The organism is Caulobacter segnis, from assembly GCF_003243465.1.
GTDB lineage: Bacteria > Pseudomonadota > Alphaproteobacteria > Caulobacterales > Caulobacteraceae > Caulobacter > Caulobacter segnis_A.
This window is the reverse complement of sequence record NZ_QFQZ01000050.1, coordinates 1-21,541: the sequence shown is the minus strand read 5'-3', so window position 1 is coordinate 21,541 and position 21,541 is coordinate 1. Positions and strand designations below refer to the sequence as shown.

Genomic DNA, 21,541 nt, shown 5'->3' with positions numbered 1-21,541 from the left:
ATGACCCACCAGATCAAGCTGACCAACGTCGATCTCGACTATTTCGTCTACAGCCTGCGCTCGCAGTCGCTGCGCAGCGCGGTGTTCAACCTCGCGGTCGGCGGCAAGATGTACAAGGCCGCCGGCGACGTCGCGGCGGTCAAGGCGCTGTCGGACATCAATCTTGAGATCAACGAGGGCGACCGCATTGCGCTGGTGGGCCACAACGGCTCGGGCAAGACGACCCTGTTGAAGGTGATCGCCGGCATCTATCATCCGACCCGCGGCGATCTGCAGATCGACGGCGACATCACGTCGATGATCGCCCTCAACGCCGGGATCGACATGGAGGCCACCGGCCTTCGCAACATCCACAAGCTGGGCCTGATGCGGCGCCTGCCGCGCAAGGTGATCGACAGCCGCGTCGACGCCATCGCCGAATTCTCGGGCCTGGGCGATTTCCTGCATCTGCCGGTGCGGACCTATTCGGCCGGGATGCTGGCGCGCCTGATGTTCTCGGTCGCCACCGAGTTCGAGGCCGACATCCTGGTGCTGGACGAGTGGCTCAGCGCGGGCGACGCCGACTTCGTCCAGAAGGCCGGACAGCGCATGCACAAGATGGTCGAGGACGCCAAGATCGTCGTGCTGGCCACGCACGATCACGACCTGGTCAAGCGCGTCTGCAACCGCGTCTGCGAACTGCAAGGCGGCCGCATCGCGTTCCTCGGCTCCACCGAGGACTGGCTGGCCTATCGGGAAGCGCGGGCCGCATGAGCGACGCCGTCCGCCCGCTGGCGCATGAGGACGTCAGAAATCTGAAGCTCGACGCCTGGATCGCCGCCCTCAAGCGCTCGGTGTCCGAGCGCGTGCAGGACGGATGCGTGTTCCCGGACTTCCCGTCCGCCGAGATCCAGCGCCAGTTCGTCGGCTCCGCCTACGAAGACGCGCTGGACGAGGCTGGCAAGTTCTACGCCTTCGCCCAGGAGAGCATGGGCGACAAGGCCTACAAGCGCTCGACCGGCCAGGGCTATCTCGACTTCGGTAGCGGCTGGGGGCGGATCGGCCGGTTCTTCCTGCGCGACTTCGCGACCGACAACATGGTCGGGGTGGACATCGACCCGGACATGGTCGCCTTCTGCAACGGCGCGGACCTGCCGGGGCGGTTCGAGACGATCGCCAACGGCCAGCCCCTGGCCTTCGCGGACGGATCGTTCCGCCTGATCACCGCCTATTCGGTGTTCACCCACCTGCCGCCGCACCTGTTCCGCGCTTGGCTGGCCGAGCTGCTGCGCGTCCTGGCGCCGGGTGGTCTGCTGGTCTTCACGGTCGAGCCGCCGCGGTTCCTGGACTTCCTGGCCGCCACCGACGCCAGCTCGCCGAACGCCTGGCTTGCCGCCCTGTCCGTCTACAAGGATCTGCTGCCCGGCCTGCGCGAGGCGCTGGCGCGCGACGGGATCGCCTATCTGCCGTCCGGCGGCGGCGACTATCGCGGCCCTGACGTGTTCGGCGAGACCGTCGTGACGGCCAAGTTCGTGGCCAAGGAAGCCGCGCCTCACGGGGGCGACGTCGTGCGTTATGTCGACGATCCCGCTCAGTTCTGGCAGGCGGCGGTGGTGATCCGCAAGCGCGGCCCGGAGCGGCAGGGGCTTGTTCAGCGTCTGCTGGCTGGGCTGAGGGGGCGGGCATGACGACGCTGCCGAACGGACTCAAGTCCGGTCGCGATGTGACCATCGAGGGCGTCGACGCCCAGGGCCGCCTGGTCCTGGTCGGAACGGGCGACGACCCGCAGCTGATCTGGACGCCGTCCAAGGCCGAGCGCGCGGCCCTGCGCGCCGCAAGGACGGTGCGCGTCGACGTCAAGCTCGAGGCGCTGGACGGAGATCTGGTCGGACCCGCCCTGTTCGCCGACTGGGGCGACGGTTTTTCCGAAGACTCCTATGCGCGCCTGAAGGCGGGACCGGAGGGCTGGTTCGCCTCGTTGCCGGCGCGCAGCCGTCAGCTCCTGCGCCTGCGCCTCGATCCGTCCGAGGGGCCTTGCCGCTTCACGGTGCGGGATATCGCGGTCAAGCCGGCGGGCCACCTGGGCAAGGATCCCCGAGGCTGGAAGGGCGTGGCGATCCAGGCGATCAAGCCTGCGCTCGGCCCGTTGCGGCGGCCGGTCGGCGCGATCTGGCGCAAGGGCCGGGCGATCGCCGAGCAGGCTCGCGCCAGCCGCGCCAAGGGCGGCGACGCCGGACCCGTGCTGGCGACCTACACCCATGCCATCCAGGTCTCGAAGAACCTTCGCAGCCCGCATTTCGCCGCCCCGATCGCCGCGCCGATCGCCCTGCCGGCCGACGCGCCGAAGGTCGTGGCCTTCTACCTTCCGCAATTTCATCCGTTCCCGGAGAATGACGCCTGGTGGGGTAAGGGCTTCACCGAGTGGACCAATGTCTCCAAGGCTCAGCCGCAGTTCCTGGGCCATTACCAGCCGCGCCTGCCGGGGGATCTTGGCTTCTACGACCTGCGCCAGCGCGAAGTGATCGCCCAGCAGGTCGCCCTGGCCAAGGGGGCGGGCGTCCACGCCTTCTGCTTCCACTACTACTGGTTCGCCGGCAAGCGACTGCTGGAAAAGCCGATCGAGCTCTATCTGGCCGATCCGACCCTGGACCTGCCGTTCGCCCTGTGCTGGGCCAACGAGAACTGGACGCGCCGCTGGGACGGCGACGAGGCCGACGTCCTGATGGCCCAGAAGCACTCGCCAGAAGACGACGCGGCCGTGTTCGAGGACCTCGCCCGCTATATCCGCGATCCCCGCTATCTGCGGGTCGGCGGCAAGCCGGTGCTGGTGCTCTACCGTCCCGAGATCCTGCCCGAGGCCAAGGCCACCACCGAGCGCTGGCGGGCCCAGGCGCGGGCCATGGGCCTTGGCGAACTGCACCTGCTGTGCACGACGGCCTTTGGGTTCCAGGACTACGCCGGCCACGGCTTCGACGGAATCATCGACTTCCCGCCCCACGCGATCGTCGAGGGCGAGATCACCAGGGCGGTGACGACGCTGCACGGGAACTTCACGGGCAAGGTCTACGACTATCCGGCGGTGGTCCGGCACAAGCTGTCCGAGCTGTCGCGCGTCGACGCCGCCTTCGTGCCGGGCGTCATGCCGGGCTGGGACAATCAGGCCCGCAAGCCCTGGGCCGGCCACGCCTTCCACAACGCCGATCCCGAAAGCTACCTGACCTGGCTGTCGGGCGCCCTGACCCACGCCGTCGCGCGGCGCCCGAAGGGCGAGGCGATGGTGTTCGTCAACGCCTGGAACGAGTGGGGCGAGGGCGCCTATCTCGAGCCGGACCGCTGGTTCGGCCACGGCTACCTGCACGCCACCCGCGCCGCGCTCAGCGCCTACCAGCCGCGCCTGACCGACGCTCATCCGCTGGTCGCCGAAGCGCAGGCCGCCTTCGTCAAGCACGCCGACGCCGTGACGCTGCTGCACCTTTTCTATCCGGAACTGATCGACTGGTTCGCCGAGCGCCTGGCCGCCACGGCCGATATTCTCGATCTGATGATCACCGTGCCGGAGACCTGGAGCGAAGCTGACCTGGCTCGCGCCCGCGCCGCCTTTCCGGGCGCTCACCTGGCGATCGCCGAGAACCGCGGCCGCGACATCCGTCCGTTCGTCGAGACCCTGCGCCGCGCGCGAACCCTGGGCTATTCGGTGTTCTGCAAGCTCCACTCCAAGCGCTCGCCCCACCGCGCAAAGGGCGACGACTGGCGCGCCGAGCTGGTCGATGGCCTGCTGGGCGGCGAGGCGGCGGCCCTGGCCCTACGGGCCTTCGCCCAGGACCCGAAACTGGGCCTGCTCGCATCGGCTGGCTCGCGGATGCGGATCGGCGATCCGGACGTGATGGACAACAACCGCGCCGCGGTCGAGCGGCTATCGCGCCGCATGGGCCTGAAGCTGGCGCCTGAGACCCCGTTCGCCGCCGGCTCGATGTTCTGGGGGCGGACGGAGGCCTTCGCGCCGCTCGCCGCCCTGACCGACGCGGAGATCGGCTTCGAGCCGGAACTCGGCCGCGTGGACGGCACGACCGCCCACGCGATCGAACGGCTGACCGCGTCCATCGCCGCCCGGGCCGGCTACCGCGCGAGCTTCGAGCTGTGAGACGGCTGGCCAGTTTCGCCCGAAAGGCGGGACGCCGGCTCCTGCGCGCCTCGACCCGCCGCGCCGGGCGGCCCGAGCCCCGGCCTCTCGCCCTTTCGGTGGTCGACGAAGCCGAGATCCTGGCGCCCTGTTCCGACGTTCTTGGCGCGGGATCGATCGGCCGAGGCGTCCTTGGGCCGTTGGCCGACCCGACCGACGGCGCCGGGGACATTCTCGGGGCCCGCGTCGCCAACGCCTGGCATGCGCCCGCGTTAGGCGCGGTAATCGACGACAGCGGCCGGGTGTTCCGCAGCTCTGTCCGAAGCGCGCTGGCGTTTACACCAAGCCTCGCGGCCCTGCCGCACACCGATGCGAGGGCCGGCGCGACGCTGTTCTCTTCGCCCGAGAGCGCGCCTTCGATCGCGCGAGGCAGCGTGTTCGTGGGCTGGAGCGGCCTGCACAACTACGCCCATTTCCTGCTCGAAAGCCTGCCGGCTCTGCGCGCCCTGAAGGTGGCGGGGGCGCTTGAGCCGTTCCCCGCCGTCAGCCCGCCGCTCCTGCCGTGGCAGCGCGCTCTGCTGAACCTGATGCTCGGCGATCCGAAGACGATGCCCATCGAGATCGACGCGCCGGCGGTGCGGCTAGGGGAGGCGGTGTTCGCCGTCTCGCGAGGATTAGGCCCGGACGCGCCGACGCTCCGGTCCGTACGTGACGACATCCTGAGGAGCGCCGCGCCGGCCGCCCCCGTGGAGGGCCCGCGCCACCTCTATGTCAGCCGCCAGGGCGCGACCCGCCAGGCGCTGCTCAACGAGCCCGAGCTGGAGACGGCCCTGGCGGCCCGCGGCTACGCGATCGTCCGCCCCGAAAGCCTTTCGGTTCGCGAGCTGATCGCCCTGTTCCACCACGCCGACAGCATCGTCGCGCCGAGCGGCGCCGCGTTGGCCAACATGCTGTTCTGCAAACCCGGCGCCCGCATCATCGAGATCCAGTCCGACGAGGACGAAGCTCCCTGGTCGCGCGACCTCGCCGCCCTGACTGGCGTCGACTGGCGGTCGTTCGTCGGGCCCTCCGCCAAGATCCGGACCGAGGGCTGGCTTGCCGCCGATCTGCGTCCGGCCTCGGCGTTCAGCTGGAGCCTCGAGATCGACGCATTCCTAGCCTTCCTCGATCGGTCCTAGCCGCGCCATGACCGTTTCGATCGATCTCTCTCAAGCCGAACAGGTTTCGCTGGCCGAGGCCCTCGGCGGCGCGCATCACGCGGCGCGGGTCAAGCTCATGGAGTCCAGCGGCCGTATCCCGCCGCGTCCCATGCTGTGGCCCTGTGCGGGGGACATGCTGAACGCGCTGCACGACCTCGACCCCGTCGCCGCGCCGGACATCGACCTGCTGGTCGTCCATCGCGCGGTCGTCGGCGGTTGGGGCGCGCACCTGAAGCTCGACGGCGTGCTGGTCTACGCCGAAGGTCCGTACCCCTCGTACATCAAGCACTGGTACGATCACGACATCACGCCGGAAGCCTGGAACTTCACCGCGCCGGTTCGGCTTACCCTGCCCCGGGCCTTCGTGATCACCCACTTCAACTATGTCTGGGGTCACTGGCTGACCGAGATGTACCCCAAGCTCTTCCTGATCCGGGCGCTGATTCGGGCTGGCGTGGTCGCGCCGCTTCTGCTGCCGGCCTCGGCCCCAGCCTACATGACCACGATCGCGCGCGCGCTGATCCCCGAGCTCGAGATCATCACCTATAATTCGGCCCACGAAGCCGTGGAGGTCGGCGCGGTCCTGCTGCCGCATATGCTGCACAAAGACTACTACTTCCACGACGTCCTGCGCTGGGAGTTGGAGCGGGAGGCCCTGAAATGGCCCCGCGGCGGCTTCGACAAGCTGTTCGTCAGCCGCGGGGGCGTGCGCACGCCGCAGTCGTTCCGGGAAATGGAGAACGAGGCCGAGATCGAGGCGATCGCCGAAGGGCTCGGCCTGACCCTGCTGCGGCCCGAGACCCTGAGCTGGGAAGAGCAGGCGCGGATCTTCTCGCGCGCGCGGGTCGTGGCCGGCGAGTTCGGTTCGGGCCTGCACAACACGCTGCTGTCGCCGCCTGGTTGCCAGGTGGTGTCCCTGAACTGGCTGGTGGAGGTGCAGTCGCGCATCGCCAACTTCCGCCGCCACGACGTCGGCTACATCCTGCCCGACGACGGCGAGGCGCGGCTCTATTCGATCGAGCCTCGAAAGCAGCCGTTCCGCATCGACCCGGATTCGTTTCGCCGAAAGCTCAGCCTGGTCGTCGCGCGCGCCGAAGCCGAGGCCGAGATGGCTGGCTGGGACGACACGCCGGAAATGGCGTCGCTGCTGCGCCTGTGAAGCGTCTGGCCGCGCTCCTTCTGCTGTGGGTCGCGGTTCCGGCCATGGCCGCGCCGCGGGTCTACCTCGCCGATGTGTCGCGGGCCAAGGATGATGTCTCCCGCCGCGCCAGTCTCCCCGATGTGGCTGTGCGGCCCATCGACAAGTGTTTGCTGCTGAACTTCGACCAGCTTGAAATCCGGATCGACAACCTGGAGGCCATGGCCTGGGGACCCCGCCAGAAGGACAGCGCTCGTACCCTGGTGCTGGCCTCCGAAGACAACGACGACGCCAGCCAGGCCAACCAGATCCTGGTCCTCCGCGTCGCGCCCTAAACCGAGAGCGGGTTCGCGCCCATCCTGGGGTTCGCACGCCGCCCAACTTGCGCTATGCACCCTGACCCGCGCGCGCCGCGGCCCGGTAGCTCAGCAGGATAGAGCAGCGCTTTCCTAAAGCGAAGGTCGGGGGTTCGAGTCCCTCCCGGGCCGCCAGCGGGTTGTAAGGACCACCTAACGCTGTCCACTTTGACAACTTAAGACTGTCAGTCTTTGCGAGTTGGTCGCAAGGGGCGCGATTTTGGTTTGTCAATGAAATCGCACTGGGAACTGAACCCGGGGCGGCGCTCGCCGGCTGCGTTGAGTTCCAGCAGCCTCCCTCTGCCGTGGACGGATCCAGAGCATCTTGAGCGCGAGGCGGTTAGCAGCGATGGCGGGTTTGCGCCATCAACGGACATTAGCGCCGATCCAGGAACACGACCTTGGTACATCGGGCGCTCTGGATATCTCTAGCCACTGACATCAGAGTTCTGAAGTTCGCGAGCTACAGGTCTATCGGCTCGGACATCTCAGTGCATTATCGACCTCGACCCCCTAGGTCGCGATGCCCCTCAATGCGACTTTGACGGGATGATCCGCTTGAGCGATTAAGGAAGCGCCTGGGAGGGCGCAATGACCAATCAGAACCGTCTGAGAAGTTTGCCGGGCGTCATAAGCCTAGAGGCTTGGCACAAGAGCTTCAGCCCCAAGCTCGGCCGCACGGATCTCCATGTCGATGTAGCTTTCATGACCGGACGCCTCGGCGGCGAACCGGACGACGACGTTCGTTTCCAACTCAGCTTGAAGCAGGCCCAGGTCGTCGTCATCATCCCGGCGGCGGAACCCGCGCGGTTCGATACGGCCTCGGTCTCGCGAGACACCCCCAATCAGACGGTGAAGATCACGGAGACGCGACAATCCAGCGGACGGGCCAAGGCGGGCGCGCGTCTTGGGCTCAGCACCGTGCCGCAAGCCTTGCAGATGAAAGCCGACCTCGGCGTCGAGGGCTCAATCAGTCGTGACCAGGTCACCGCAATTACCCAGCAACTGCATGCGATGAGCTTGGTGCACAGCAAGGTCGACGACGGGCATGCATGGACGGTGACGCCAACCGGCTCTGAAACCCTGTTCGGGCGGCCCTGGAACGCGGGAAAGGAACCCCGCCTCAAGGTGATCGATCAGCGCAACGACCGCTCGAGTCCGATCGCTCCGGCGATTCATGTCGAGGTTCGATGCCTTCGCCAGGACCTCCACATCACGGATATCCGCCTAAAGGACGAAGCGGCCTGGTCGGTGCTTATGGCCGGTGCCCAGCAGAGGAATAGGATAGCCGCCGCCGAGGCCCTAATCCGCACTAAGCTCTTTGAGGAAGGCCTCTTCAAAGGCAACGTTAGCGACCACTACGCACAGATGACCCTGGCCGCGATCGTCGCGGAAGCGGTCTGATGGTCTCGAAGAGCTGGTTTCGAAACCTCGCCGACATCCTCAAAGCGGAAACCGGCGACTTGCGCGAGTTGGCAAGACTAGCCGGCAGCGATCCCGCGACGCTCTATATCGGCACCAACCTTGATGGCGTGGACATTCGGGGACAGGATCTTCGGGGGATGGCGTTACCTGGGTTGAACCTGAACCGAGTGCTTCGCGATGAGCGCACGTTGGTTGACGCCGATTCCCTGCATGTCGCTGAAGATCAGCCCGCCCCTCCTCTTTCGGCGATGGAGGAGGATTTCAACGCCGTTGCGCTGATCCTCGGAACCGGCCTTTCGGCTCAGAGCTTGCGTCAAAGACCACAGACGCGGCGGCTGAAAGTCTTCGAACGCAATGAGACGCAGGGCATGGTCGAGGCAGCGCGAACTGGCCTACCCACGTTCGTCATCTTCACGCGGGAGGAGATCGACGCCGCCGGGCGCGCTGCCGCGGCTTTGAGGCACCAAGGCATCGGCTTCATCGGCGTCCTGCGGGAACGCGGTCATTTCCGATGGGGCACACCCGAGTCGCTCACTCTTTCCGAGGAGATATCTCCGCTCGTCGTGGTTGTCCCACACGACCAGGGCTTCGGCGGCCGCACCGATACAGTCATTGGCGAGATCCGCGACTTCATCAGTCTCGCGATCCAGGACTGGTCTTTAGTCACCGACGCCGTGGTTCCCGAGGAGCTCAATATTTTCATGCGTGCCCGAGGTTTTGGGCCTCAGCGCGAGATCGATGCGACGGCGCAGATTCTAGATCGCATGGCGACACAGGACCTCGAGCATCGCAGCGTCAATCTACTGATCAACCGCACCCAGGAAGATATCTGGGTCCGTCGCCCGCGAAGTAAGGTCGCCGAGCGGGTGTTCCGCCCCCGAGAGGTTGTGGAACAGCACGATATATCGGGACGCAACCCGTGGCGCGAATACGACATCGCGGTACTTGCGCAAATTCGTCTCGCCCCCCACGACGATCTATATTTCGATACGGCCCGTGACTTGGTAGCACTCGTCCAGTCCGATGCCCGGATCTATACAGATGAAATCGTCCTAGGCGAGGCCAGAGACATTGTCGTCTCGCGAGGCGAACGCGCCCGCGCGCCGATCTCGTGGGAACCGGATCAGTCGGCGATTGAGGCCTTCGACTTCCAGGCGGCTCACCGCCTTGAGCTCAGTGAGCATGCCGACATCCCGTTCATCGTCTTTCGTCTTGTCGAGCACGGGGAGATCTGGCTGTCAGCCCGTGATCTTGTCGGTTTCAGCTTCAACGCCGAAAACGCCTGGATGTTGATCGCCAGCCAGCTTCGCCGGGTAGCGCGGAGCAGGAACGTTCACGCCCGTCAAGACTATCTTGGCTTGGTGTTGCGGGCTGCCTTGAAGAGAAGTCCCCCGAGGCGCCCCGATGAGGATCCTTGGTCGCTGGCACTACACACCGGATCCTTTCGGAAGGACTGGCGGGTCACTATGACGGACCTGCGTTACACCGGCGATCTTTTCAATGCACGACTGCGGCTGCTTCACCGGAACAGACGCCTGCCTACGGGGGAAGCCGACCTTTGGATCGACCTCAACGGGCCTCGTCTGGACCGATCAAAATGAGGATCGAAAATTATCAGCGTTGTAGAGCTTGAACATGGCGATCTGTGGAGGTTGCCGCCGCCATACAACTTGGAGCGGGTAGCCGCCCTGAGCGCGCCAGCATGAACACGATCTGGGATCAGCTCATTGCCTTCAACTATCCTTGGGCTCTTCGTCGCCGAGGCTGCCTTCGTCCTCGTCGGGTATCCAATGAGCGGGGATTAGGAAGTCCTCGTCGCCCCGCCAATTAGCCACACCTTCAATGCCATCAAAATCCCCCCAGGCGTGGCGGTCGGCGTGGTCCAGGACGATGATCTGCAGTTGACCGTGGAAGGCGCTCTGGGCCCGTGCCAGGCTGCTGAAAATGCGCTTGGTGCTTTCCAAGTCGGTCAGGTGACGCCGGCGCCCGCGCTTGGTGGGCGTGGGGGGCGGCTCCTCACCGCGCACGATCGCCTCGAACGTGTCGCTGGGAAAATAGACCTGGCTCGGCTGGTCGATGACCAGGAAGGTCGGGACGGGATTTTCGGCACCGCGATCAAGGAAGACGCCGTGCAACGCAAGCAGGGCGGCCAGATGATAGGCCATCCAGTTCTCGCCACTGCCGATCTCCCAGAGTACGTCGGAGCGACTGCTTCCCTCGCGTTCGAACCGCAAGTTCAGCTCCTTCTCGTCCAGAATCGGCTTTCCTTCCGCGCCCGCCACACCCATCGCATTGATGAACTTGGGGATATAGCCGCTGATCTTGCCATGGGCTCGGGCCGCGCGGTTCAGCCGCTCGGACTCATTGGCCAGGGTGGCAAGCGCCGAGAGCTGCTTCCGCAAGTCCTCGACGCGCTTGACCAGATCGCCATCGCCCTCGACCTCACCCAGGAGGCGCAGACCTTCCTGGGTCGAGCCGATGAACTTGTAGACCTCTTCCAGACGCCGGCTACGCCCCGCCTCGTTATCCACCTCGACTTCGAAGACCTTCCGGGTCTGCTGCAGCGCGAGCAATTCGCGCTCGTCGTGCAACAACGACTCCTGGATCTCGATCATGTCGCGATCGACCATCGGTCTGGCCGAGGCGGAACTTGCCTGCAGTGTCGCCAGCTCTGCAATAGGCTGATCCAACTCGGCGAGCGCCAGCTTTGCAACTTCGGTTTCGGATCCGCAGAGAATGCAGCTTTCGCCATGGGTCGCGTGCTTGAACCAGCCCACGCCCAGGACACTGGCGTCCTGCTCGATCAGGACGGCGTCATAGGCGCGAACGGTGCCGGCCAGACTCTTGAGCTTGCGCAGTCTGCGTTTCTGGCCAGCGATTTTCCGGTCCAGTTCGTCTTCCTGGACCTGGATTTTCTGCAGGCGGTCGACGGCCGCGCTCGTCCGGCCCACCGTGCCGACGGCGTTGCCCCCGGCGGCCACGACCTGACGGAGAATATCGATCAGGAGCTGGGTGCTTTCGGGCGGCTCGCCCGGTGCCAGCAAGCCCAGTTCCTGCGCCCTGAAGAACGCGCCCCGCGCCGTGGCCTTCCAACGATCGATCGCATCGCGCCGCGTCTTCAGCTCCCCCTCGGCCTTGCGTAGCTGCTCGCGAAGTAGGCGCATCTGGTGGGTGCGGACCAAATCCTCGTTGGTGACGATGCCCATCGCCAGGGGTAGGACGTGCTGGAGCTTGTTGCGGTGGGCGGAGGAGTCGGCCTTGAACAGCAGTGTGTAGGGGTTGGCCACGATGTGCTGTGGCAATAGGTTGAACGAAGCCATGTCCCGGAAGCTGGCCCGGTTCATCTCGCCCTCGGGCAGCAGGTCCAGGTTGGAGAGTCCTGACATGTCGTCGAACATGGCCTTGAGGCGCGCGACGTTGTGATTGGCCCTCGGCCGTCGCGGCAGCGCGGCTTCGACGTCTTGTCCTTGCTGGAGCCAGATATCGTCCGACACCTGGCGCGCGGCGGGCTTTGGCCGAGCAATGCGCATGCGGCCCACGGCCGTTTCGATCTCCAGCCCGTACCAAGACGCCAGGTCCCGGATGTGGCCGACCGGGATCGAACAGGTCCCTGAGCCCAGCACGTAGTTGATGATATCGACGATCGACGATTTCCCCGTGCCGCTTAGGCCCGAAACGATAGAAACTTTGTCCGTCCGGAATGTCAGGACTCGCGGCTCGAGATTGACGTCCTCGGGCCAGATGATGACGGCATTGATGAATAGCTTCATCGGCTAAAACTTTACGGCGAGTTGGCGCTGGATTACGGCGAGCGGTTCGAGGGCGAACCACGCGCCAAGTCGGCGGGCGGCGTTGGTCATGTCGCCACGGCGAGGCGGATCACGTAGTGCCGGGGGCAAATCCGCCCCACCCAGGGCCCTGAAGGTCGGAAATCCTTCACCGCCCTCTCTAACCAAAAGGTCCGAAGAAACGGCGACCTGAAGGGCCGCGATCGCCGGGCGAAAGGCTCCCTCCACCCGCCCCTGCAACCCAGCCAGCAGATCGGGCCGTTCAGCCACGACCTTGAGCAGGCCGCTGTCGAAATTCATGGCGCGGATCTTATCGATAGTATCCGCGTGAAAGAGCATGCCTGCAGCAATGATGAAGGCCGGCAGTGGCGGCGCGCGGCCATCGGCGACCTCGCCGTGTTTGCGGGCGAAACACCAAAAACAGCGCGCCAGCAGCACCGGGTTATGGGCGAGGAGTTCCTCGTGGTCAGTCCGCACCGTTGCCCCCAGGCGTAAACTCCGGATCCCACCAAACCTCGTCGCCCTCTGCGAGACGATGGTAATTGCCGGACGTCATATAGATTTCGTCGCAGGGTTGGCCGTCGATGCTCTCGCGATGGTCGTAGGTCACGTCGGCGAGGATCGCCTGCCCAACCTGGCCGACCGTTGAGCCCTGCATCTCCCGTCGGCGGCGACGGAAGATGCTGCGCCAGCGCTCCCGGAGCCTTTCGGATCGGTTGCCCCACTCCTTGATCGGCACGTCGCCGGCCCGCACCAAGCGGTGCTTTTCGATGTTGAACTTCAGGAAGTGGTCGATCGCCTGGACGACGTCCTCCTGCTCGGCGGTAATGCGGCTCAGATGCTCGACGAAGTTTCGGGTCAGGGCACCTTGGCGTTCTTCGTCGGAAATGGGGATCTCGGCCGATGCCCGCGGCAGGAAGCTGCTCTTGCGTTGCTTGTCCTCCAGAGTGCGCGCGTGGATCAGGATTTCGCTGCGGGTGATCAGGGCCGGACGCCTTTCGGCCCATTCCAGCCGCACCTTCGTCGTCAGCCACCCAAGCAGGCCATCAAGGATGTCCTCCTTGTCGGCGCGGGGATCTAGACCAAGCCCATTGGCGATGATCACGCGCTCGGCGACGTGGTCTCCCGCAACCACGACCTCAATCGCCCCGATGAGCTGCAGCAGGGTCTCGTCGTTACGGCTCAGGACGTCGGCGATCACGTCCTCGATCTTGGCGCCGGTCTTCTTGACCCCGGCCTTGCGGAGCACCTCGAGAATGACCCCCGGATCGATCGACTTGGCTCGCCGGTCCTTCAAGAGACCCGCGATCGGCGCATCTACCCAGTGATTGACGAAGAAAAGGTGGCGTTCGCAGTGGGCGCCCTCGGGGGTCTCCCTGAGCCGAAGCCATATCTGCAGCGTCCTCCACAAGGCCGGACTGCGATCGCCCAGGATGATGGCCGCCGCGCGCGTGGAGTGCTTGTCCTGCTCGGAGACGACGAGCTTGCCATCGCGAAGAACCGCGACATCGTCAAAATGCTCGACCGCGACGGAGGCCTCGCTCGTATCGGCCACGGCAAGGTGATGGAGCGCCCTGTCCAGCTGCACGATGTAGCCCGCGGCCTGCGCACCCGCAGTGTTATCTAAAGAAGATGCCAAGTTCCGCCCGAACAGTTTCCCTCGCCACCAAAAGATTGTAGTCGGTTCGACGGTAGACACAAAGCGCAACTTCCGGCGACATCACGATCGCGGAGACGAGGTTCGCCGCGTCGCAGGAAAAGACCCGTCGCGCCTTGAATTCGACTTCAAGGTCTTCATCGTCGTCGAAGTTTGCGCTCATGCGGGCATACGCCGAGCCTTACTCATGCTGCACGCTAATTTAGGCGGGCCTGAACAATCGCGCCACGGTCGGCTCATCGCCAGCGATGGCAAGCTGGTAATCACTGCGAGACCGGTTCCGTCCAAGCTGGACGCGTTCGTGAGTCACTGCCAGTTCGAAGCCAGCGGGATCGAGCCAAGCCACGCCGTCGTGGCGTTTGATCGGGATCACGGGATAGCGCCCGCGAGCGCCAGTGGTGCCGGTCAAAGCTGCCCGGATGGGCGGCGGGACAGCATGCGGTTCCTCGGGCGCACGTTGTGACTTTTCCCAATCAAGAAAGTACTGCGGATCGATGCGATCCTCGGCGGAGACCACATCCACCTGATCTTCAAGCCATGCCTCGAATGCATCTCGCCTTGCGCCCGCTGCTTCTCTCGTCGGGGCGAGCCCTTGCGCCAGGCAGAACGCTACGAATGGATCGTGAGTGCCCCAGCGCAGCAATTCACGCGCCCAAAAACCGACCCAAGGCAGACCTGTCGTGGCTTTCCAAGTGGCGAGGCTTGGAACTTCAAGACCGTCTGCTGCTCCTTCCGCCCAGGCGTCGGCAACCACCGCACCAATGGCGACGCCAAGGCGAAATTCTAGATTGTCGGCGACGAAACGCTGCCAGGATCGCAGGCTTTCAGCCGAAGGGCCGGCCACGCCGGGCTCGTTCATCCACCACCCGAGGACATTGTTCCATTGGGCTAAGATCGCCTCGTCGCTATCGGTCCGGCGAACACGGAAGCCAAAGCCGCGGTCGGCAGAAATCAGTTCGCCCAAGGCTTCGAAGAGATCAACTCTCGCGGTCGGGTCCTGATCGCCGTAACCGTCGGCCGCCTCGATCGTTTCACGTATCTGTCGGGCGACAGCTTCGAACCGTCGGCCGATGGCCGGCGGCAAGCCGTAACGATAAAGACGCCGCCGCTCATCAGGATCTGGATAGACGTTTTCGACCAGACCCACACCGCGGCGGATGAACGCCTGTTCCAACCAAGCCTCCTGCGCGGTTGCAACAGCAGTGAACGTGGTGCGCCATAGTTCGGCTAAATGCTGCTCGGCTCTAGCGCGGGTCATATCCGCTTCCTCGGCCCGCGCGACTTCCTCAAGCGTCGTCAGAAGAAGAGCGTCGAGCTCATCCATAGCGTCCGCGAGCCGGGCTGGGCCGGCTGTGGCGCCTGTGCCCACGTCGCCGCTCACCACGGCCGGCGCCGTGGCCTCGAGCCAGATCAAGAAATCGGCCGGGGCCACACCCAACAGCGCATGCGCCCGCTCCCAAATCCGATTGAGTAACATGGCGAGAGGACTAGCGACATCGTCGGGGGCGCGCTCCTCGATGACGAGCGCCGCCCTGAGCCGCTCATAGTCCTCGGCAAGGGCGGCCCGTTGACGGTTCTGGACCGTCTGCTGGCCCGCCGCCGTGGAAGAGTTGCGCGTCGGCAGGGCAACCAGGGTCATGCCTTCAATACCGCGAGCGGCTCCGGGACGACCCGCGCGGCCGGCTAGGTTTCGGAACTCCGAAGTGGTCAGGGGGCTAACGACCTGCTCTTCCTCCACAGGGTCCCAAGATCTGCGCTTCAATGAAGTGAGGAAAATCAGATCAAACGGCAGGTTGACGCCTTCGGTCAACGTCGCTGTCGCAACGGTGATCGGGCAAACCTTGCGGTTGATGAGATCGACCATGAGCCGACGCAGACGCTGAGGCATCTGTCCGTGACTAGTTGCGATCCCTCGCTCCAACAAGAACAGTTCGAATGACTCCGCACCGCAATAGTCGAGACACGCTGAGCGCGCTTCGTCGAACCGAGCTCGGTCTGCCGCTGCTGGCGGCCGGAACTTTGGTGCGTTACTCCAATCATCGTGAGCCAGCGCCTCCTTATACCATCGCATAGTCTTCTCTGGCTCCTGCGCCACCGAGATCAGAATGCGCTGGTCTTCGCCAGCCAAGTGGAGTGCAGTCCACAAAACGTTGAGCGAGTTGAAATGGTTGAGGCTATTGCGCCAAGCGGCAGGCAACTCCGGCATGGCTGGGATTTGGAGCCGCAAATAGACCGGGTCATCGTCGCCCCGGAGGTACAGGGGCAACCCATTCATCAGATCGAGAAGGATGCGTCCGCGCCGGTTCGGCGTAGTCTCCAACACACCGATGACCTGGCGCGTGCTGCGATAGCGTACCCCGACAGGCTCGGCATTCGGACTCCCCTCGACCCACCTAGCGACTGGTCCCGCAGCGCCGCCAGCCACTGCGGTCAGGGCAATCCGGACCACCTCTGGACGTTGCGCTAAGATTCTCGAAACCAGCGCCTCGAGACGAATGGATCGGTTGCTATGTTCCGAAAAACTGAGGCGCGTGGCTTCGTCCGCTTCGGGCACAACCTGGTGAGCCTCATCGACGATCAAAAGGCTCAGGCGTGCCATAAGCATTTGGCCCAGATAGCGCATCAGCGCCTCGGCCTTCTCGACGGTAGCGATAAGCACGACAGGCTGTTCGCTGGTCAGCCAGTAATCGGTGATCCCCCAATCAGCGCCGCCATAAAGTCCCGTAACGGTGATATCTTGGCCTAGCTCAGAGGTCAGCTTCGCTTCGACTTCACCTGCCAACGCGCGAGACGGCACGATGTAGAGTGCCAAGCGCCCCAAGAAACCGTCGTCCTCCCGCAACAATAGCTCTTTGACGAGCGCAAGGTTGGCGACGAGGGTTTTGCCGGACCCTGTCGGCGTGCAGAGCGCGAAGGAGTCCTCGCGCAACAGGCGTTGCAATCCGTGCTGCTGCGACGTCCACAAGATGCCGCGCCCTCTGCTAAACTGGTCTCGGCCGTAGGCAAGCAGCCGAGCTCTTCGTTCGGGCCGAAGCGCCGAAAGCGCTCGAAGCGGCGCGTAAATCGAGGCGGCGACGAAGCTGTCGGCGACTTCTCGCATCAGGCTAATCACCAAAAACGCGTCATCGCTAAAAACTCGGGTCGCGAGTGCATCCAAGGCGTGGAGCTTAGCCAGCGCAATTTGCAGCCGGTCTTCGTCGCCGCGCCGCAGGCAATCAGCAATGAGGCCAAGGCTCCGTACCAGCTCGACGCTGAGCCCCCACGCCGGCGTAGGCGGATCAACATCGTCGGCAGGCTCGGCACCCATGGCGCGGAGCAACATCTCACCGGATTCGGCGCCCGTGAGATCAACATGACGTCGCCAGAACCGCCCTGCGCGACGCAGAACGCCATCGAAATCTGCTCTCAGGAAGGAACTGAACAACCGCACCCCGGCGTGTCTCGACCGAATCTGCGACAGAAGCCCACTCGCCATCGCTGGCAGTCCGCCAAGCTGATAGGCACCAGCTGCGAGCAGTTCGATTGGCACCGCACCACGGATGGAATCCGAGGCGCGCGATAGCCACTCGAGAATTTCACCAGTTCTTCGGTAGCAGTCGATTGCGCGGAGCGAGCCCGCCCCTTCGATCGAACGGAAAACATGAGCCGCATGCAGTAAGCGACGGGCATCCGATAGCTGTCGCTGGGAGTCCTTTTCGTCCCACTGGATCGTCTGGACCTGCCAAGTCGATTGCAGACACCTGACGTAAGCTCGAGCCTGAGCTCGGCTGAGCTGGTTTTCAATCGCCAACTCGCGCCGCACTCGTTCTGCAGCCTCAAGCCTGTCCTGATCGCGCTCGGCCATCAGCAATTCTGCCAAAGGGTATTGTAGAGGCCATCGATAAGGTCATCCCCATCCCCGGAGAGGATAACTTCCACGACCTGAAGATCATGGGCCGATGTGTATTCCTCGGGCAGCTCGTCCCAGGGAATAACGCTGGTTCTCGCCTCGCGATTGGCGCTAGCGTTGCCAGCGATAAGGACAAGGTTCGTCCTGGCAAACGGGGCCGCCAAGCCTAACACCGCGCGATCAATCGACAAGATCGCGGCGGCATGGCCATTGGGATCCCGTTGTTCAAGTAGTCTTTGAAGCTGTCGCAAGCCGTGCGGGATCGGTGAATCTCGGTTTATCTCGAACCAGATGCCGCGACCGTTGTGGACAAGCACACCCGCCGCGTTGCGCTCCTTGTCGCCGAGCATCAGGTTCGCGACGACAGCTGGCTGCAAACGCTTGCGCCACTTGGCCTCGCCCGCGATTACACGCACTACCTCCCCTGCCGAATTCACCGCGATGCCGATGAAATCCGAGCCGTGGCGACCGTAGATTTCACGCTTCCGCGCAGGATTCCATCGCAGCGCCCAGAGATAGTTTTCGACGTCGTCATGCTGCCGGAACAGAAAGATCGGCACTTGCCACGCGTGACCCCCAACAAAGTTGTCCTGATAGGCTTGCGTCACAAGGCCCGCGACGACCTCCCCGAACAGGCCCCGATGGGCTTTAGCGGGCAGACAGTTCGGATAGCTGACACACGGGGGCCCAACCGCCGCGTCCGGATGCAAAGAGATGCCAATCTGGGCGTGAAAATGTTCGCGGGCGTCGAGGTGAGCGGACTCGAAGTATGGCCTTAAGGCATCGATCAGGTCCTGATCGACCTTTTCGATCTGTTCGAGCAACAGATGTCCATAGCCGTCCACGGTGCTGGGGTAGGGCTTGAGCCAACCGTCGAGCGCTTCTTTCGGTGCTGGGCACGTGTGCATCGGCAGAGCTTAGTCGAATTTGCTGCCACCGCCACCTGGGGTTGGCGGATTAGCTGGGTTCGCTTGTGCGACAGACCTCCATGCAGGATCGCGCCTTGGCTGCAACCCGTAGCCGTCGGCGGCGAGTGAGGAACACCTTTTGATGGGGACGGTGCATTGCCGAGCACTGGACCTTCTCAAGGTCCGCTTAGAGTCATTTTTTCCCATTCAGGGGGGGCGTCGACATTGTGGCCCCTTTTCGGCCTGGATCTCAGCGCGATCGACTAACCGCTGAGTGATTCCAGCCACGTGCGAAGTTGCGCCAAAGGGCTTTTGCCGTCGCGAAGCGCCCGGCCGGAGGGGGGCGAGCTTATAGGCTGCTCCTCTGGTAACGCCTGTCTCAGGGCCGTGTCGGCCCGCACATAGCGCAGGCGGCCGCCGGGCTCTCGTTTGAGTATCGCGCCCGGGCCTGCAGCTCTCTTCTCGCGGTCGAGACGGATGAGTTCTTCGTATCCGCCGGCCCTCTTTGCGGCGGCCCCAACGCGGATCTGATCTCGCGTCGTCGTCAAAATGGCCACGTATGCCTCAATGCTGCAGGAGCCCTCGCACGCGAGGTGTGCGTCTGGGGTGCGCTGTTCCACGGTGGGGCGAGGCCGCCATGCTGTCAATCACCAGGGCTGCTTGATGGAGAAGGCGCTTTCTCCTGGTGATTGGCGACAGCCATCACGCGAGCTATCGCTGATCCCAGTGCAAGCGTGCTTGCGGCATTTGATTTGTATGTTTCGATTGAATTTGAAAGGTTAGTGACCGGATTTAAATTAAAATGACGATATATGATCGAGTATTTGGGGTTATGGAGGATTGTGCATCTATTTTTGATGCAATCATGATTGCACTTATCTGACTTTGCCGGCTGTGGATGTTTCTTTGACAGATTGTCGTGTCGCGACAATTTATCTCTAAGTTGATTCGCGAATCGCTTTTCTCGGAGAGGCCAATGTTGGTGAACGAAGAGCGGCATGCGGAGATCAAGGCCGCCCTGCATAGCCGCGGCCTCTCTCTCGGCGCGATAGCAAGAGCCGAGAAGGTCGCCACAACGACCGTGTCACTCGTTTCGCGCGGCCACGGCCGATCCCGACGCCTGGAGCAGGCGATCGCACATGCGCTGAACCTCAAGCCCGAGCAGCTTTGGCCAGAAAGGTATGCGAGATGATTTAGCTTTCCGCAGGTCTAAGACTTAGAGCTTCGAAGACAAATTCTAAGCGGCGGAAACGAAAAACCTGAGCTGGCGGCAACCAGCTCAGGCCTTTTCGGAAAATCCGAAGTTGTCTTCTGCAGACACTTCGATTTTCCCCCCGCACCGTTGGAAAGTCAATCGCGCAGCAGGCTGTGCGACATGACGGTGCGCGGCCGTCGCCTCACCCCTCTTGAACCCAAGGGAGAGGCAATATGCCCAAGCAGATACCTGGCGAAGCAATCGCTCGCCCCAAACGCCAAAGCGTCCCCGAAGCCGAGATGACGGTGCGCGCTCTGCTTCAAGCAGGACTTACCCGCGCCAAGGACAGCGCCGATTGGGCCTCGATAAGCGCGGCGACGCGGATCGTCTTGCCGAGCACGGACGGCCCCATGCGCGAGGTCATCACGGGCCGCAATATCAGGCCGACCGGGAGCTACGGGAGCCGAAAGGCCGGTCGCCCTCTAGCCTTCGAGAGCATGAACGAGCGCGCGGTCTTCGTGCATTCCGAGGTGGACATCCGGGTGGCGAACTATCTCAGCCAGCCGTGCCGCTTCGAGTTTGTACTCGACGGTGTCCGGCGAAGCTATGTGCCAGATTGCGCGCGCATCCTCGCCGACGGAACGCTCGAAATCCTAGAGGTCAAAGGCGACCGACGCGATCTCACTGACGTCGACTATCGCCGAAAGCTCGACCACGTCGCCCAAGTCTGCCGTGTTGTCGGCTGGTCATTTCGGATCGTGTTTGCGGCGCCCCTTCGCGCTCGGACAGTTCGAAACGCGACGATCCAACTGATTGAGCATCACCGCTTGGCCCAGTATGGCGCCAAGGATGTCTTCGTTGTCCACGAGCGCCTGGCCGCGGCGTCGACGCCTTTGCCACTTGGCGAGCTTGCCCAGGCGTTCGGAGATGAGGTTGTCGGGCGAGCAAAGATCTGCGCCATGATGGTGGGGCGCTGCGTCGCCATCGATCTTAACGCACCACTGACGCGGTCAAGTCCCGTCAATCTGCCACCGACCGCGCACATTGGCGCCCTCGATGCGGAGGGTGCGCTGTGACGATCAATTTTAAGCCCACGCAAGCCTGGTCCTATCAGGGGCGAGAGATTCGCTTTGAACGGTTCATCGATGAAGATCTTTTGCATTTCACAGACCAAAGGACGCTGACCCCCTTCCTTGTGGACAGCGGCATTGAGGCCCCTAAGCCGCCGACTATGCGTTGGGCTCTAGAAGCCTACGCGTGCGGCAAGCTGATCCGACTGTCTTCCTTGGTGGAGGGCGCCGCGCGCAAGCTCGCCGCCAAACGCGAGTACGATGGCGAAGAGATCCGGAAGAAGGACAGGTTCGCGATTCTGCGACGCTACCTCGTAAGCGCGCTTGACCGCCTTGGCGTGTCGGGCGGCAGTGACGCCAGGCTCAATCAGATCGTGGCCAACCTATGGTCCGAAGCACCCGACGAGGTGCGGGCTCTCAAGGTTCGGCCCCACCCAAGATCTATACGCCGTTGGTTGGCTGAGCGCGGTTCGCCAGGTGAGCGTCAGCTCAAGCAGATGATGTCGCAGTCCGGGCGCGTCGTTAGGGCGCCCCGATTGGAGGGCCTGGTTCGCGACAAGCTGAACGAGTTGGCTCTCCTGTACTGGGCCGATGCCAGCAAATCGATCGGCGACGTGTACGCTCGCCTGTTCACCGATATCGAGCAGATGAACCAAGAGCGGAGCCAAAAGGGGCAGGGCCCGCTCCGATGTCCCTCGAAGGAAACGCTTAGGAAGCTCATCCGAGCGCTCGAAGGTTTTTGATCCTCCCTCGTTTCAGTGGACACCCATGCTAGCTTTTCGGAGCTGGAGAGGAGTGTCTGATGAACGTGAAGCGT

At 63.8% G+C, this 21,541-nt stretch carries 17 protein-coding genes, 1 tRNA gene and 1 pseudogene; 12 read left to right on the top strand and 7 right to left on the bottom strand.

All coding sequences use genetic code 11. The features are described from left to right. The 9 genes from DI526_RS15240 (at position 1) to DI526_RS15200 (ending at position 9,818) form a co-directional block, all read left to right on the top strand. Positions 1 to 753: an ABC transporter ATP-binding protein gene (locus DI526_RS15240; protein WP_304279646.1), complete on the top strand. Its 753-nt coding sequence runs from the start codon at positions 1 to 3 to the stop codon at positions 751 to 753. After that, on the top strand, positions 750 to 1,667 hold the full coding sequence (locus DI526_RS15235; RefSeq protein ID WP_304279644.1) for a class I SAM-dependent methyltransferase: 918 nt from the start codon (positions 750 to 752) through the stop codon (positions 1,665 to 1,667). The genes DI526_RS15240 and DI526_RS15235 overlap by 4 nt, the downstream gene beginning before the upstream one ends. Continuing rightward, positions 1,664 to 4,120, top strand: a complete 2,457-nt coding sequence (locus tag DI526_RS15230; protein WP_304279642.1) for a glycoside hydrolase family 99-like domain-containing protein — start codon at positions 1,664 to 1,666, stop codon at positions 4,118 to 4,120. The genes DI526_RS15235 and DI526_RS15230 overlap by 4 nt, the downstream gene beginning before the upstream one ends. Positions 4,121 to 4,299: 179 nt before the next feature. Continuing rightward, positions 4,300 to 5,277, top strand: coding sequence for a DUF563 domain-containing protein (locus DI526_RS15225; RefSeq protein WP_304279640.1), 978 nt, complete (start codon positions 4,300 to 4,302; stop codon positions 5,275 to 5,277). A 7-nt stretch (positions 5,278 to 5,284) separates the two neighbouring features. Continuing rightward, positions 5,285 to 6,457: a DUF563 domain-containing protein gene (locus tag DI526_RS15220; protein WP_304279638.1), complete on the top strand. Its 1,173-nt coding sequence runs from the start codon at positions 5,285 to 5,287 to the stop codon at positions 6,455 to 6,457. Next, complete coding sequence (locus DI526_RS15215) at positions 6,454 to 6,771, top strand: esterase-like activity of phytase family protein (RefSeq protein WP_304279635.1); 318 nt, start codon at positions 6,454 to 6,456, stop codon at positions 6,769 to 6,771. Before DI526_RS15220 ends, DI526_RS15215 begins: the two co-directional genes overlap by 4 nt. A 79-nt stretch (positions 6,772 to 6,850) precedes the next feature. Then, positions 6,851 to 6,927, top strand: a tRNA-Arg gene (locus DI526_RS15210). A 456-nt stretch (positions 6,928 to 7,383) separates the two neighbouring features. Further along, positions 7,384 to 8,196 (top strand): hypothetical protein, encoded by an 813-nt coding sequence (locus DI526_RS15205; RefSeq protein ID WP_304279634.1) that lies wholly within the window; start codon positions 7,384 to 7,386, stop codon positions 8,194 to 8,196. Further along, entirely contained in the window at positions 8,196 to 9,818 is a 1,623-nt protein-coding gene (locus DI526_RS15200; protein ID WP_304279631.1) for a hypothetical protein, read from the top strand. Before DI526_RS15205 ends, DI526_RS15200 begins: the two co-directional genes overlap by 1 nt. Positions 9,819 to 9,950: 132 nt before the next feature. On the opposite strand, the gene DI526_RS15195 is transcribed toward DI526_RS15200, so the two are convergent. From DI526_RS15195 to DI526_RS15165, 7 genes and pseudogenes are all read right to left on the bottom strand, one after another. After that, positions 9,951 to 11,987 carry a DUF3732 domain-containing protein gene (locus DI526_RS15195; RefSeq protein WP_304279628.1) on the bottom strand — a complete coding sequence of 679 codons (2,037 nt, stop codon included), beginning with the start codon at positions 11,985 to 11,987 and terminating at the stop codon, positions 9,951 to 9,953. 3 nt (positions 11,988 to 11,990) lie between these two features. After that, a complete protein-coding gene (locus tag DI526_RS15190; RefSeq protein ID WP_304279625.1) occupies positions 11,991 to 12,482 on the bottom strand; it encodes a three component ABC system middle component in 492 nt (163 codons plus the stop codon). Then, complete coding sequence (locus tag DI526_RS15185; RefSeq protein ID WP_304279622.1) at positions 12,472 to 13,593, bottom strand: ABC-three component system protein; 1,122 nt, start codon at positions 13,591 to 13,593, stop codon at positions 12,472 to 12,474. Before DI526_RS15185 ends, DI526_RS15190 begins: the two co-directional genes overlap by 11 nt. Before the next feature lie 31 nt (positions 13,594 to 13,624). Next, positions 13,625 to 13,825 carry a hypothetical protein gene (locus DI526_RS15180; protein ID WP_304279619.1) on the bottom strand — a complete coding sequence of 67 codons (201 nt, stop codon included), beginning with the start codon at positions 13,823 to 13,825 and terminating at the stop codon, positions 13,625 to 13,627. A 39-nt stretch (positions 13,826 to 13,864) separates the two neighbouring features. Continuing rightward, positions 13,865 to 17,506, bottom strand: coding sequence for a DEAD/DEAH box helicase (locus DI526_RS15175; protein ID WP_304279617.1), 3,642 nt, complete (start codon positions 17,504 to 17,506; stop codon positions 13,865 to 13,867). After that, positions 17,506 to 18,375 carry an aminotransferase gene (locus tag DI526_RS15170; RefSeq protein ID WP_304279615.1) on the bottom strand — a complete coding sequence of 290 codons (870 nt, stop codon included), beginning with the start codon at positions 18,373 to 18,375 and terminating at the stop codon, positions 17,506 to 17,508. Before DI526_RS15170 ends, DI526_RS15175 begins: the two co-directional genes overlap by 1 nt. A 473-nt stretch (positions 18,376 to 18,848) precedes the next feature. After that, positions 18,849 to 19,016, bottom strand: a pseudogene (locus DI526_RS15165) (hypothetical protein); the annotation flags it as partial. A 419-nt stretch (positions 19,017 to 19,435) separates the two neighbouring features. Here DI526_RS15165 and DI526_RS23410 point away from each other — a divergent pair. The 3 genes from DI526_RS23410 to DI526_RS15155 all read left to right on the top strand — a co-directional run bounded on the left by DI526_RS23410 (position 19,436) and on the right by DI526_RS15155 (position 21,467). Continuing rightward, positions 19,436 to 19,651 (top strand): transcriptional regulator, encoded by a 216-nt coding sequence (locus DI526_RS23410; protein WP_369692041.1) that lies wholly within the window; start codon positions 19,436 to 19,438, stop codon positions 19,649 to 19,651. A gap of 236 nt (positions 19,652 to 19,887) precedes the next feature. Then, positions 19,888 to 20,730 (top strand): hypothetical protein, encoded by an 843-nt coding sequence (locus tag DI526_RS15160; RefSeq protein ID WP_304279612.1) that lies wholly within the window; start codon positions 19,888 to 19,890, stop codon positions 20,728 to 20,730. Then, positions 20,727 to 21,467 carry a hypothetical protein gene (locus DI526_RS15155; protein WP_304279610.1) on the top strand — a complete coding sequence of 247 codons (741 nt, stop codon included), beginning with the start codon at positions 20,727 to 20,729 and terminating at the stop codon, positions 21,465 to 21,467. Before DI526_RS15160 ends, DI526_RS15155 begins: the two co-directional genes overlap by 4 nt. Positions 21,468 to 21,541: the final 74 nt, after the last annotated feature.

Coding starts and splice junctions, on each gene's coding strand:
- DI526_RS15240 (WP_304279646.1), top strand. CDS start 1: ATGACCCACCAGATCAAGCTGACCAACGTCGATCTCGACTATTTCGTC.
- DI526_RS15235 (WP_304279644.1), top strand. CDS start 750: ATGAGCGACGCCGTCCGCCCGCTGGCGCATGAGGACGTCAGAAATCTG.
- DI526_RS15230 (WP_304279642.1), top strand. CDS start 1,664: ATGACGACGCTGCCGAACGGACTCAAGTCCGGTCGCGATGTGACCATC.
- DI526_RS15220 (WP_304279638.1), top strand. CDS start 5,285: ATGACCGTTTCGATCGATCTCTCTCAAGCCGAACAGGTTTCGCTGGCC.
- DI526_RS15205 (WP_304279634.1), top strand. CDS start 7,384: ATGACCAATCAGAACCGTCTGAGAAGTTTGCCGGGCGTCATAAGCCTA.
- DI526_RS15200 (WP_304279631.1), top strand. CDS start 8,196: ATGGTCTCGAAGAGCTGGTTTCGAAACCTCGCCGACATCCTCAAAGCG.
- DI526_RS15195 (WP_304279628.1), bottom strand. CDS start 11,987: ATGAAGCTATTCATCAATGCCGTCATCATCTGGCCCGAGGACGTCAAT.
- DI526_RS15180 (WP_304279619.1), bottom strand. CDS start 13,825: ATGAGCGCAAACTTCGACGACGATGAAGACCTTGAAGTCGAATTCAAG.
- DI526_RS15175 (WP_304279617.1), bottom strand. CDS start 17,506: ATGGCCGAGCGCGATCAGGACAGGCTTGAGGCTGCAGAACGAGTGCGG.
- DI526_RS23410 (WP_369692041.1), top strand. CDS start 19,436: ATGTTGGTGAACGAAGAGCGGCATGCGGAGATCAAGGCCGCCCTGCAT.
- DI526_RS15160 (WP_304279612.1), top strand. CDS start 19,888: ATGCCCAAGCAGATACCTGGCGAAGCAATCGCTCGCCCCAAACGCCAA.